Here is a 13,263-nt window from a genome sequence, read left to right on the forward strand (position 1 = left end):
TAGACTTATTAAATAGTTACTCGGTAAAAAATCCCCGGCAAACGCTGAAAAAACGTGCGTTTAAATTTCACAAAGGGATCATTTCGTCGCTTTTCACCCTGTCTCGCAGAACCTGCGCTTTCGACTGGTATCATGCCCGCGAAATCCCTATAATTGCCGCGTTTGACGCTCCGGCGTCGTCCTTCCTTAACATCCAGGTTAATCAGGTCGCTAAATTTATGACTGATAAGTCTCATCAGTGCGTCATTATAGGCATCGCCGGCGCATCGGCTTCAGGTAAAAGTCTTATTGCCAGTACGCTTTACCGCGAACTGCGTGAACAAGTTGGTGATGAGCATATCGGCGTCATTCCCGAAGACAGCTATTACAAAGATCAATCCCATCTGTCGATGGAAGAACGCGTAAAAACTAACTATGACCATCCTAATGCGATGGATCACAGCTTACTGTTCCAGCATTTAGAAGCACTTAAAAGCGGCCAGGCAATTGAACTTCCCGTCTATAGTTATGTAGAACATACCCGTACGCAGGAAACGATCCGGATCGAACCGAAGAAGGTCATTATCCTTGAAGGTATTTTGCTTCTGACCGACTCCCGTCTGCGTGAATCAATGAACTTCTCGATTTTCGTCGATACGCCGCTGGATATCTGCCTGATGCGCCGCATTAAGCGTGACGTGAATGAGCGTGGACGTTCAATGGACTCCGTGATGGCGCAATACCAGAAAACTGTCCGCCCGATGTTCCTGCAATTCATTGAACCATCCAAGCAATACGCCGATATCATCGTGCCTCGCGGCGGTAAAAACCGCATAGCCATTGATATCTTAAAAGCGAAAATCAGCCAGTTTTTTGAATAAGCCGCGCGAATTGTGTACCGTTCAGGGATAACCTGGTTTTGCCCTGAGTCTTTATGGCTTCAGGGTACGATGCATGAAAGGAGAAAGTGCGATGCGTCTTTGTGATCGCGATATTGAAGCCTGGCTGGATGAAGGCCGTCTGTCTATTACACCACGTCCACCCGTGGAGCGTATCAATGGTGTGACTGTTGATGTGCGCCTGGGAAATAAATTCCGCACCTTTAGCGGCCATACCGCACCGTTCATCGACCTTAGCGGGCCGAAGGATGAAGTCAGCGCCGCACTTGATCGCGTGATGAGTGATGAAATCGTTATTGACGAGGGCGAAGCCTTTTATCTGCATCCGGGTGAACTGGCGCTGGCGGTGACCTATGAATCCGTGACGCTGCCTGCGGACCTGGTCGGCTGGCTCGATGGCCGTTCTTCTCTGGCGCGACTGGGGCTGATGGTTCACGTGACCGCGCACCGTATCGATCCAGGCTGGTCGGGCCGTATCGTGCTCGAGTTCTTCAATGCCGGTAAACTGCCTCTGGCACTGCGTCCAGGGATGATGATCGGTGCGCTGAGCTTTGAACCGCTAACCGGTCCGGCAGATCGTCCTTATAACCGCCGTCAGGACGCTAAATATCGCGACCAGCAGGGTGCGGTCGCGAGCCGTATTGATAAAGACTGATCGTTAGTCCACTGAGGATGCTATGAGAAGAGTTCTGACAACGCTGATGATTTTGCTGGTGGTTCTGGTTGCTGGCCTTTCGGCGTTAGTCCTGCTTGTTAACCCTAATGATTTCCGTGCTTACATGGTGCGGCAGGTCGAAGCGCGTAGTGGTTATCAACTGAAGCTTGATGGGCCGCTGCGCTGGCACGTCTGGCCGCAACTCAGCATTCTCTCAGGCCGCATGTCGTTAACCGCGCCGGGTGCCTCCCAGCCGCTGGTCTCTGCCGATAACATGCGTCTTGATGTGGCGTTGATCCCGCTCTTTTCACACCAGTTGCAGGTCGACCAGGTGATGCTGAAAGGGGCGGTGATTCAGCTGACGCCGCAAACTGAAGCCGTGCGTGACTCGGATGCGCCGGTCGCCCCGCGGGAAAATACGCTGCCCGACGAGCCGACGGATACGGGCTGGTCATTTGATATAGCCAAACTGAAAGTCGCCGACAGCGTGCTGGTTTTCCAGCATGAGTCCGACGAGCAGGTAACCGTCCGTAACATCAACCTGAAGATGGAGCAGGACGCCCATCATATTGCCTCGCTGGAGTTTAGCGGAAGGCTGAACCGCGATCAGCGCGATCTGAATCTGTCGCTGAACGCCAACGTGAATGCCTCAGATTACCCCCATCAGCTCACGGCGGATATTCAGCAACTGAACTGGCAACTGACGGGAGCCGATCTTCCTGCCCAGGGGATCACCGGTCAGGGAACGCTGCAGGCCGTGTGGCGCGAAGAGCAAAAACAGCTTGAGCTGGAAAACCTCAATCTGCAGGCGAACGACAGCAGTCTGACAGGGCAGGCGAGCGTCACGCTTGAGGAGAAGCCGAAGTGGGTAATGAATCTGCAGTTTGACAAGCTCAATCTGGAGAACTTACTTCCGCCTCAGCCAGCGGGTGCAACCGACGGGAACGCCGCTCAGAATGGGCAAAGCCAGCCGTCCAAGCCGCGTCCGGTCATCTCCTCGAGTCTTGATCAGCCAGACTATAACGGTCTGCGTGGATTCACGGCCGATATCTTACTGAAAGCTAACAGCCTGCGCTGGCGCGGTATCGATTTTACCGACGTGAGCAGCCAGATGTTTAACCATAACGGTTTGCTGGTGATCTCCGAACTGAGCGGCAAAATGGGCGCCGGACATCTTTCTCTGCCGGGCACGCTGGACGTGCGTAAAGAGACGGCCAGCGCCGAATTCCAGCCGCGTCTCGACAACGTTGAGATTGGTACCATCCTTAAAGCCTTTAATTACCCGATCTCCTTAACGGGCCAATTGACGCTGGCGGGTGACTTCTCGGGGACGAAGATTGATGCTGAGGCTTTCCGCCGCGAATGGCAGGGGCAGGCCCATCTTGATCTGAAAGATTCCCGTATGGAAGGGCTTAACTTCCAGCAGCTGGTGCAGCAGGCGGTGGAGCGCAGCAGTGATGTCAAAGCCCAGGAAAACTACGACAGCGCAACGCGCCTCGACAGCTTTACCACTGACCTGACGCTGGATAACGGGCAGCTCACCCTCGACGGAATGCAGGGAACCTCTTCACTCCTGTCGTTAACCGGTGAAGGTAAGCTGGATCTGGTGAAAGAGACGGCGGATACCCGATTTAACGTGCGGGTACTTTCCGGCTGGCAGGGTGAAAGTAAACTGATCGACTTCCTTAAAGAGACGCCGGTTCCACTCACTGTCTATGGCAAATGGCAGGCGCTGAATTACAGCCTTCAGGTGGATCAGATCCTGCGCAAACATCTGCAGGACGAAGCGAAACGTCGTCTGAACGACTGGGCGGATCGGAATAAAGATTCACAGTCAGGGAAGGATGTGAAGAAGCTGTTAGATAAGCTTTGATGCCCGAGCGCCCGGTAGCGCACATGCTACCGGGCAAAACAACTCACTAAACCTCATAGTCCAGTTCTTCTTCATCCCGCAGTGGAATGAGCTGCACCTTCTGTACACGGTGGCTCTCAACCTGCAACGTTTTAAGCAGATAGTCGCCCACCTGAACCTCTTCTCCCGGTTGCGGGATACGCTGCAAATATTCCATCAGCAGACCGGCAATAGTGTGGTATTCGCGTTTTTCATCCAGCGGCAGCGGCACATATTGCACCAGGTCTTCCAGCGGCATATGGCCGTTCGCCGTCCACGACCCGTCGGCATTTTTCTGGATGTCGTGGCGCGCATCAATCTCATCCACCTCGTTGGGCAAATTACCGGCGATGGTTTCCATGACGTCGCTGAGCGTGACCAGTCCTTCAACGGAACCGAATTCATCCACCACAAAGGCAAAGTGAGTGCGCGCGTTACGGAACTGCTCAAGGGCAGAAAGCAGCTGCAGTCCTTCAGGGAAGACCAGCGGCTGGCGCACCAGAGCGCGCAGATTGAGTGCTTCACCGTGCAGCTGCTGTTGCAGCAGGTCGATGACGTGCACCACGCCCAGCAACTCCTCTTCCTCTTCACCACCGGTGACAACCACGCGGGTGTGCTGGTTTTTATCCAGCAGGGCGCGAATGTGCTCCTCCGGTGCCGTCAGGTCGATATGCTCAATGTCATGCCGTGATGTCATGATGCTGCTGACCGTCCGCTGATTAAGATTGAGCACTCGCTCAATCATCAGTCGCTCCTGCGGATTAAAGATCAGCCCGTCACTGTGATCGGCAAGCATCGCGGCGGATTCCGCATCCAGTTCCGCATCCTCTTTTTTCCCGCTCAGCAGGCGCATGACCGTGTCGGCCGTGCGTTGACGTAACGTCTGATTCGCTGAGAGGAAGCGGCGACGGTTGAATATCGCCAGCTGGTTCAGCGCTTCAATCATTACTGAGAAACCAATGGCGGCATACAGATAGCCTTTCGGAATGTGGAATTCAAACCCGTCTGCCACCAGGCTAAAGCCAATCATCAGCAGGAAACTCAGGCAGAGAATAACAATGGTCGGGTGGCTATTAACGAACCGGGTCAGGGCTTTACTTGCCATCACCATCAGCGTAATGGCAATGATCACTGCGGCCATCATCACGGCCAGGTGGTCAACCATCCCGACGGCGGTGATCACCGAGTCCAGTGAGAAGACGGCGTCCAGCACCACGATTTGCGCCACCACAGGCCAGAACTTTGCCCCGCGTCGCTGGGTCGGGTTTTCACTGTCTTTGCCTTCGAGCCGCTCATTGAGTTCAACCGTCGCTTTAAACAGCAGGAACAAGCCACCGAAGAGCATGATCAGGTCACGGGCGCTGAAGCTCAGGCCGTGAACGGAGAACAGAGGCTGTGTCAGCGTGACCAGCCAGGAGATAGAGGCCAGCAGCAGCAACCGCATCACCATCGCCAAAAGCAGGCCCGTTACGCGAGCGCGGTCACGCTGAGAAGGGGGCAGTTTTTCGGCGAGGATGGCGATAAAGACCAGATTATCAATACCGAGCACCAATTCGATGACGACCAGCGTCACCAGTCCGGCCCAGATTGATGGATCGGCAATCCATTCCATAGTAATAGCAATACCTTCTGTTATATGACGAATGTCACACTTCGATCATGGATAAAGCGGCGGGAAATTGCAATGCCGGGCTGAGATTTCTCTTAATAAGGCCGAACAAAAAGAGAGCAATACGCTGGCGCTGTAAATAAGGTAATTACGTATATTTTATTACGCACAGTACATTTTAGGATATATCGCAATTAATGGTTTTTATTGTTGCTTTGTCAATATAAAGAAAATCCTAAAAGGTCAAAACTTTGCTCTTAATATTAATCTTAAAAACAGTTATTAGGACAGTTGTCTCCTTGCCTGCTATTAGGTTAGCTGCAACAATTCCTCCAGCATCAAATGTTAAATCTCCTTGTTGCTATTATTGTTTCGGTCTTCAGGAATGGTTATTGATTATCCGTCGGGCGTTTTTGCGGCTGATATATTTCCAGAAGACCTTGTTCAAGAGGGTGTCTATCCATAACACATTGTTTAGTCAGTGGATTGGTAACTGAAAGCCAAGGGCGGTAGCGTGCCTGAAAGCGTGTGAATCAGCCTCGATTATTCTGTCAATAGCCAATGGATGAATAAGCTTTTTTTAGGACTGATGCCAGTTATATTTCTATTTGATTAACTGCATGCTGAAACCCAATACGACCCGGCTTATTTTAAATTGCACAGGATAATTACTCTGCCAAAGTGATAAATAATCAATGATGAAATCCAAAATGAAATTGATGCCATTATTGGTGTCTGTGACCTTGATGAGTGGTTGTACGGTCTTTCCCGGCAGCAATATGTCAACAATGGGTAAGGATGTGATCAAGCAGCAGGATGCCGATTTTGATCTCGACAAAATGGTGAATGTTTATCCACTCACGCCACGTCTGGTCGAACAATTACGCCCACGTCCGAATGTTGCTCAGCCGAATATGTCTCTGGATCAGGAGATTGCCTCCTACCAGTACCGCGTGGGGCCGGGTGATGTCATCAACGTCACCGTCTGGGACCACCCTGAACTGACCACACCAGCGGGCCAGTACCGTAGCTCAAGCGACACCGGTAACTGGGTACAGTCAGACGGCACCATGTTCTATCCCTATATTGGCAAGGTACACGTTGCCGGGAAAACGCTCGCCGAAATCCGCAGTGATATTACCGGCCGCTTAGCGCAGTACATCGCCGATCCGCAGGTGGACGTTAATATCGCCGCATTCCGCTCGCAAAAAGCCTATATCTCCGGACAGGTGAATAAATCCGGTCAACAGGCCATCACCAACGTACCGCTGACCGTTCTGGATGCCATTAACGCCGCCGGCGGTTTAACCGACGGTGCCGACTGGCGCAACGTGGTTCTGACGCACAACGGCAAAGAGCAGCGCATTTCGCTGCAGGCGCTGATGCAAAACGGTGACCTGACTCAGAACCGTCTGCTCTATCCGGGCGATATTCTCTACGTACCGCGCAATGACGATCTGAAAGTGTTCGTGATGGGCGAAGTTAAGAAACAGAGCACCCTCAAAATGGACTTCAGCGGCATGACCCTGACCGAAGCGCTGGGTAATGCAGAGGGTATTGATCTGACCACCTCCAACGCCACCGGTATCTTCGTGATCCGTCCGCTGAAAGGTGAGGGCAGTGCGAAAGGCAAGATTGCCAACATCTACCAGCTGGATATGTCCGATGCGACGTCTCTGGTGATGGCAACGGAGTTCCGTCTCCAGCCATACGATGTGGTGTATGTCACCACCGCACCGGTTGCCCGCTGGAACCGTCTGATCAACCAGTTGCTGCCAACCATCAGTGGCGTTCGCTACATGACGGATACGGCGCGCGACATTCATACCTGGTAATCCGCGATGTTTAACAAAATTCTGGTGGTATGCGTGGGGAACATTTGCCGTTCCCCCACGGCTGAACGGCTGCTGAAACTCTACCAGCCCGAACTGACCGTTGAATCCGCAGGGCTGGGTGCGCTGGTCGGTAAAGGTGCCGATGAGCGCGCAACGAGCGTGGCCCGCGATCATAACCTTTCGCTCGACGGGCACATCGCCCGTCAGGTCACCGGCCGTATGTGCCGGGAGTATGACCTGATCCTGACGATGGAAAAACGCCATATCCATGCGCTGTGTGATATCGCACCGGAGATGCGCGGCAAGGTGATGCTGTTTGGTCACTGGGACAATGAACGCGAAATCCCCGATCCATATCGCAAAAGCCATGAGGCCTTCGAGGCGGTATACACCTTACTTGACCAGTCTGCCCGTCAGTGGGCGCAGGCACTGAAAGCTCAGCAGGGATAACAATGACAGAAAAAACAAAACCTTCTGCCGCCCCGACTTCGGGCAGTGATGAAATCGATATTGGTCGCCTGGTCGGCACCGTCGTAGAGGCAAAGTGGTGGGTGCTTGGGATCACCGCCGTGTTTGCCGCGGCGGCCGTCGTCTATACGCTGTTTGCGACGCCCATCTACAGTGCCGATGCGCTGGTGCAGATTGAGCAGAATACCGGTAACTCGCTGGTGCAGGACATTGGCTCCGCACTGGCGAACAAACCGCCGGCCTCCGATGCGGAAATTCAGCTGATCCAGTCGCGCCTGGTTCTGGGTAAAACCGTTCACGACCTCGGCCTTGATATCTCCGTCACCAAAAATACCTTCCCGATCTTTGGTGCCGGCTGGGACCGTCTGATGGGACGCAGCAACGACACGGTCAAAGTGACTGACTTTGTGCTGCCAAAAGGAAGCGCGGATCAGACCTTTACCCTGACGGTGTTAGGCCCGAAACAGTACCAGTTGACCAGCGATGCGGGCTTTAGCGCGCGCGGTGAAGTGGGGCAGATGCTGACGAAACAGGGTGTCAGCATGATGGTCAGCGCGATCCACGCCCAGGAGGGCGGTGAATTTACCGTGACCAAATTCTCCACGCTGGGAATGATTAACAATCTGCAGAACAACCTGACCGTCACCGAAAACGGCAAGGACACCGGTGTCCTGAGCATGACCTTTACCGGTGAAGATAAGGATCAGATCCGCGACATCCTCAACAGCATCACCCGTAACTATCTTGAGCAGAACGTTGAGCGTAAATCGGCTGAAGCAGCGAAAAGCCTGGCATTCCTCGCTAAACAGCTTCCGGAAGTCCGCGCCCGTCTGGATGATGCCGAGAACAAGCTGAACGCCTATCGTCAGGATAAAGACTCTGTCGACCTGCCGCTGGAAGCGAAATCCGTTCTCGACTCGATGGTTAACATTGATGCGCAGCTTAACGAGCTGACCTTCAAAGAGGCGGAAATTTCCAAGCTTTATACCAAGCGTCACCCGGCCTACCGTACGCTGCTCGAGAAACGCCGCACGCTGGAAGAAGAGAAGGCGAAACTCAACGACCGCGTCACTGCGATGCCTAAAACGCAGCAGGAAATCGTACGTCTGACCCGCGATGTGGAATCCGGACAGCAGGTGTACATGCAGCTGCTGAATAAACAGCAGGAGCTGAAAATTACCGAAGCCAGTACCGTTGGTGATGTGCGCATCGTTGACCCGGCCATCACCCAGCCAGGGGTGCTGAAGCCGAAGAAAGCCCTCATCATTCTCGGCAGCATTATTCTGGGTCTTATCCTCTCCATCGTTGGCGTGCTGCTTCGCTCGCTGTTCAACCGTGGAATCGAAAGCCCGCAGGCACTGGAAGAGAGCGGTATCAACGTCTACGCCAGCATCCCGCTGTCGGAGTGGCAAAAATCGCGTGACAGCGTCAAAACCACCAAAGGCGTTAAGCGTTACAAACAAAGCCAGCTGCTGGCCGTGGGTAACCCAACCGATCTGGCCATCGAAGCGATTCGTAGTCTGCGTACCAGTCTGCACTTCGCCATGATGCAGGCCAAAAACAATGTTCTGATGCTGACCGGTGTCAGCCCGTCAATTGGTAAGACCTTTGTCTGTGCCAACCTGGCGGCGGTGGTGAGTCAGACCAATAAACGGGTGCTGCTGATCGACTGTGATATGCGTAAGGGCTATACCCACGAACTGCTGGGTACCAATAACGTCAACGGGCTGTCGGAAATCCTGCTGGGCAAAGGTGAGATTAGCCAGAGTGCAAAACCGACGACGGTGCCGAAGTTTGACCTTATTCCGCGTGGTCAGGTGCCGCCAAATCCATCAGAGCTGCTGATGAGTGAACGTTTTAGCGAGCTGGTGGAGTGGGCGAGCAAAAACTATGACCTGGTGTTGATTGATACCCCACCAATTCTGGCGGTGACCGATGCCGCCATTGTGGGCCGCCATGCCGGCACCACGCTGATGGTGGCGCGTTACGCGGTGAACACGCTGAAGGAAGTGGAAACCAGCCTGAGCCGCTTCGAGCAAAACGGAATTGAAGTGAAAGGGGTGATCCTGAACTCCATCTTCCGTCGTGCGACCGGTTACCAGGATTACGGTTACTACGAGTACGAATACAAGTCTGACAGTCACTAATCGTTAGCTTTCGGGGAAGACCATGACTACACAACGCCCTTTAGTTTCTATTTATATGCCGACATGGAATCGTCAGCAGCTGGCGATCCGCGCAATAAAATCTGTGCTGCGACAGGATTACGATAACTGGGAACTGATCATCGTTGATGACTGTTCTTCCTCGTACGAACAGCTGCAAAAGTTTGTGACTGACCTTAACGACCCGCGCGTGGTTTACACGCACAACGAGATTAACTCCGGTGCGTGCGCGGTGCGTAACCAGGCGATTATGCAGGCTAAAGGCCAGTATCTGACCGGCATTGACGACGATGACGAATGGACGCCGAACCGTCTGTCGATCTTCCTGTCGCACAAAGCACAGCTGGTGACGCATGCGTTTTTGTATGCCAACGACTATGTCTGTCAGGGTGAAGTTTACTCGCAGCCTGCCAGCCTGCCGTTGTACCCGAAATCGCCTTACTCACGCCGCCTGTTCTATAAACGCAACATCATCGGTAATCAGGTCTTTACCTGGGCGTGGCGCTTTAAGGAGTGCCTGTTCGATACCGAGCTGAAGGCTGCGCAGGATTACGACATCTTCCTGCGCATGGTGATGGAGTATGGCGAGCCGTGGAAGGTGGAAGAGGCGACGCAGATCCTGCATATCAATCACGGGGAGATGCAAATCACCTCGTCGCCGAAGAAATTCTCTGGTTACTTCCACTTTTACCGCAAGCACAAGGACAAGTTCGACCGTGCCAGCCGGAAGTATCAGCTGTTTACCCTCTATCAGATCCGCAATAAGCGTATGAACTGGCGCACGCTGCTCACGTTGTTGTCCGTGCGTAACGGCAAGCGTCTGGCTGATGGACTTCGGGGGAAATAATGTTTCTGGAAGATTGCCGCGCTAACGGCTGGAGCCTGCGCCCGTGCTGCATGGTTCTGGCGTACCGCATTGCGCATTTTTGCTCGGTGTGGCGCAAGAAAAATGTTTTAAACAATCTCTGGGCAGCACCGGTGCTGGTGCTGTACCGCATCATTACTGAATGTTTTTTTGGTTATGAAATTCAGGCCGCTGCCACCATTGGTCGCCGTTTTACCATTCATCACGGTTATGCCGTGGTGATCAACAAATTCGTTGTAGCCGGTGATGATTTCACTATTCGCCACGCGGTCACCATCGGTAACCGTGGGCCCGACAGCCTGGCCTGCCCGGTGATTGGCAATAACGTCGAGCTGGGCGCGAACGTGGTCATCATTGGCGACATCACGATTGGTAATAACGTCACGATAGGCGCAGGGAGCGTGGTGCTGGACAGTATTCCGGATAACGCGCTGGTGGTGGGTGAGAAAGCCCGCGTGAAGGTGATCAAATGAACATTCTGCAATTTAACGTCCGTCTCGCAGAGGGCGGGGCGGCCGGTGTGGCGCTGGATCTTCACCAGCGCGCGCTGCAAAAAGGACTTCAGTCTCGTTTTATTTACGGTTATGGCAAAGGCGGTAAGAAAAGCGTCAGTCACGATAACTACCCGCAGGTGCATAAGCACACGCCGCGCCTGACTTCCGTGGCCAACATTGCCTTGTTCCGCCTGTTTAACCGCGATCTGTTTGGCAATCTTAATACCCTTTATCGCACCGTGACGCGCTCCCAGGGGCCGGTTGTGCTGCATTTCCACGTACTTCACAGCTACTGGCTGAATCTGGAAGAGGTGGTGGCGTTTTGTCAGAAGGTGCAGGCCCACAAACCGGATACCCGCTTCGTCTGGACGCTGCACGATCACTGGAGCGTGACCGGTCGCTGCGCCTTTACCGACGGGTGTGAAGGCTGGAAAAGCAACTGCCAGAAGTGCCCGACGCTGAGCAACTACCCGCCGGTGAAAGTGGATCGTGCCCATCAGCTGGTGGCCGGAAAGCGCCAGCTGTTCCGCGACATGCTCTCGCTCGGCTGTACGTTTATCTCCCCAAGCCAGCACGTTGCCGATGCCTTTAACAGTCTGTATGGGGCAGGGCGCTGTCAGATCATCAATAACGGTATCGACGTGGCGACAGAAGCGATTCTGGCCGAACTTACCCCGGTTGCAGAAACCCCGGGTAAACCAAAAATCGCTATCGTTGCGCATGACCTGCGTTACGACGGCAAAACCAATCAGCAGCTGGTGCGCGACATGATGGCGCTGGGTGACAAGATTGAACTGCACACCTTCGGCAAGTTCTCGCCGTTCGAAGGGGCTAACGTGGTGAATCACGGGTTTGAAACCGACAAGCGCAAACTGATGAGCGCCCTCAATGGGATGGATGCGCTGGTATTCAGTTCGCGCGTGGATAACTACCCGCTGATCCTGTGCGAAGCGCTCTCCATCGGTGTGCCGGTGATTGCCACCCACAGCGATGCGGCACGTGAAGTGCTGGAAAAATCGGGCGGGACCACGTTTGCGGAGCATGAGGTGCTGCCCCTGGTGCAACTGCCGAAGGCGCAGATCGCGCAGGCCGTTTTTGGCACCGACCTGGAATCGTTCCGCAACCGCAGCCGCAAGGCCTACAGTGGACAACAGATGCTGGAGGAATATGTCTCGTTCTATCAGAGTCTGTAGTTATCTGCTGCTGCCGCTGATTTACCTGCTGGTCAACGTCAAAATTGCCCAGCTTGGCGAAAGCTTCCCGATAACCATAGTGACCTTCTTGCCCGTTCTGCTTCTGCTGTATGTCGACAAAATCAACCTCAAGAAGCTGATGATGGCCTTAGGGCTGGGCGTGGGTCTGACGCTATTTAACTACATCTTTGGTCAGTCTCTGGATGCCAGTAAATACGTCACCTCCACCATGCTGTTTGTTTATATCGTCATTATTATTGGCATGGTCTGGAGTATTCGTTTCAAGGTTATTTCGCCACACAATTATCGGAAAATCCTTAGATTCTTTTATATTGCCGTTGCGTTAATTGTTATGCTTGCTGCACTGGAAATGGCGCAAATTATTTTGACCGGTGGCAGTAGCCTGATGGAGATAATTTCGAAATATCTCATTTACAGTAACAGCTATGTATTGAACTTCATCAAGTTTGGCGGAAAGCGTACGACAGCCCTCTATTTTGAACCGGCGTTTTTTGCTCTGGCACTAATCTCAATTTGGCTCAGCATCAAACAGTTTGGTATCAAAACCCCTAAGACCGATGCTATGATTCTTGCAGGAATTGTTCTGTCAGGATCGTTCTCAGGGGTAATGACATTTATCCTGTTTTACCTGCTGGAGTGGGCGTTCCAGTACCTGAACAAAGATGCGATTAAGAAAAAACTGCCGCTGGCGATTATCTCTCTGACAGTATTTATGGTTGGCGTGATATTTGCCTTCCCATACATCTCAGAACGCCTGGGAGATTTGGGAACCGAAGGCTCGTCATCCTATTATCGTATCATTGGTCCGCTGGTGATGGTGGGTTATTCCTTAACCCATATCGATGGTGTAGTAAGATTCGGCTCACTTTACGAATATGTTGCATCATTCGGAATCTTTAACGGTGCGGATGTCGGTAAAACCATAGACAATGGCCTGTATCTGTTAATTATCTATTTTTCGTGGTTCGCCGTACTGTTGACACTGTGGTATCTGTTTAAAGTTTTCAAAATGATGATTAACGCGTTTGGTGATAACCAGAACTTTCGCGTGCAGCTTTATCTGTTTACACCGGTGTCGTTGTTTTTTACCGGGTCAATATTTAGCCCGGAATATGCTTTCTTGATTGTCTGTCCGTTTATTCTGCGCAAAGCGCTTAATATTACGAACGTATGACGAAATGAGGTGATT

The 13,263-nt window shown here is 52.8% G+C and carries 11 protein-coding genes; 10 read left to right on the plus strand and 1 reads right to left on the minus strand.

Translation table 11 applies throughout. The annotated features are described in order from the left end of the window. The first annotated feature begins 218 nt into the window (after positions 1 to 218). From udk to asmA, 3 genes are all read left to right on the plus strand, one after another. On the plus strand, positions 219 to 860 hold the full coding sequence (udk, locus tag AB6731_RS01170) for a uridine kinase (RefSeq protein WP_020883256.1): 642 nt from the start codon (positions 219 to 221) through the stop codon (positions 858 to 860). A 91-nt stretch (positions 861 to 951) separates the two neighbouring features. After that, positions 952 to 1,533, plus strand: coding sequence for a dCTP deaminase (dcd, locus tag AB6731_RS01175; protein WP_020883257.1), 582 nt, complete (start codon positions 952 to 954; stop codon positions 1,531 to 1,533). A 22-nt stretch (positions 1,534 to 1,555) separates the two neighbouring features. After that, complete coding sequence (asmA, locus tag AB6731_RS01180; protein WP_371005780.1) at positions 1,556 to 3,406, plus strand: outer membrane assembly protein AsmA; 1,851 nt, start codon at positions 1,556 to 1,558, stop codon at positions 3,404 to 3,406. Positions 3,407 to 3,452: 46 nt separating this feature from the next. On the opposite strand, the gene AB6731_RS01185 is transcribed toward asmA, so the two are convergent. Next, positions 3,453 to 5,036, minus strand: coding sequence for a transporter associated domain-containing protein (locus AB6731_RS01185; RefSeq protein ID WP_371005781.1), 1,584 nt, complete (start codon positions 5,034 to 5,036; stop codon positions 3,453 to 3,455). 692 nt (positions 5,037 to 5,728) lie between these two features. Between AB6731_RS01185 and AB6731_RS01190 the strand changes: the two genes are divergently transcribed. From AB6731_RS01190 to wcaD, 7 genes are read left to right on the plus strand one after another with little or no spacing between them, the layout of a single operon-like run. Then, the gene (locus AB6731_RS01190) at positions 5,729 to 6,868 is read left to right on the plus strand and encodes a polysaccharide export protein (RefSeq protein WP_014170829.1); all 1,140 of its coding nucleotides are present in this window, start codon (positions 5,729 to 5,731) and stop codon (positions 6,866 to 6,868) included. 6 nt (positions 6,869 to 6,874) lie between these two features. Then, on the plus strand, positions 6,875 to 7,318 hold the full coding sequence (gene wzb / locus AB6731_RS01195; RefSeq protein ID WP_014170828.1) for a low molecular weight protein-tyrosine-phosphatase Wzb: 444 nt from the start codon (positions 6,875 to 6,877) through the stop codon (positions 7,316 to 7,318). A gap of 2 nt (positions 7,319 to 7,320) precedes the next feature. Then, on the plus strand, positions 7,321 to 9,483 hold the full coding sequence (gene wzc, locus AB6731_RS01200; RefSeq protein WP_020883260.1) for a tyrosine-protein kinase Wzc: 2,163 nt from the start codon (positions 7,321 to 7,323) through the stop codon (positions 9,481 to 9,483). Between the two features lie 22 nt (positions 9,484 to 9,505). After that, positions 9,506 to 10,348 carry a colanic acid biosynthesis glycosyltransferase WcaA gene (gene wcaA, locus AB6731_RS01205; RefSeq protein ID WP_014170826.1) on the plus strand — a complete coding sequence of 281 codons (843 nt, stop codon included), beginning with the start codon at positions 9,506 to 9,508 and terminating at the stop codon, positions 10,346 to 10,348. Further along, entirely contained in the window at positions 10,348 to 10,839 is a 492-nt protein-coding gene (wcaB, locus tag AB6731_RS01210) for a colanic acid biosynthesis acetyltransferase WcaB (protein WP_322415948.1), read from the plus strand. The genes wcaA and wcaB overlap by 1 nt, the downstream gene beginning before the upstream one ends. Beyond that, positions 10,836 to 12,053 (plus strand): colanic acid biosynthesis glycosyltransferase WcaC, encoded by a 1,218-nt coding sequence (gene wcaC / locus AB6731_RS01215; RefSeq protein ID WP_014170823.1) that lies wholly within the window; start codon positions 10,836 to 10,838, stop codon positions 12,051 to 12,053. Before wcaB ends, wcaC begins: the two co-directional genes overlap by 4 nt. Further along, positions 12,028 to 13,248: a colanic acid polymerase WcaD gene (gene wcaD, locus AB6731_RS01220; RefSeq protein WP_020883262.1), complete on the plus strand. Its 1,221-nt coding sequence runs from the start codon at positions 12,028 to 12,030 to the stop codon at positions 13,246 to 13,248. The genes wcaC and wcaD overlap by 26 nt, the downstream gene beginning before the upstream one ends. Positions 13,249 to 13,263: the final 15 nt, after the last annotated feature.

The sequence above is a fragment of the Enterobacter sp. RCC_40 genome (assembly GCF_041360735.1).
Lineage (GTDB): Bacteria > Pseudomonadota > Gammaproteobacteria > Enterobacterales > Enterobacteriaceae > Enterobacter > Enterobacter ludwigii.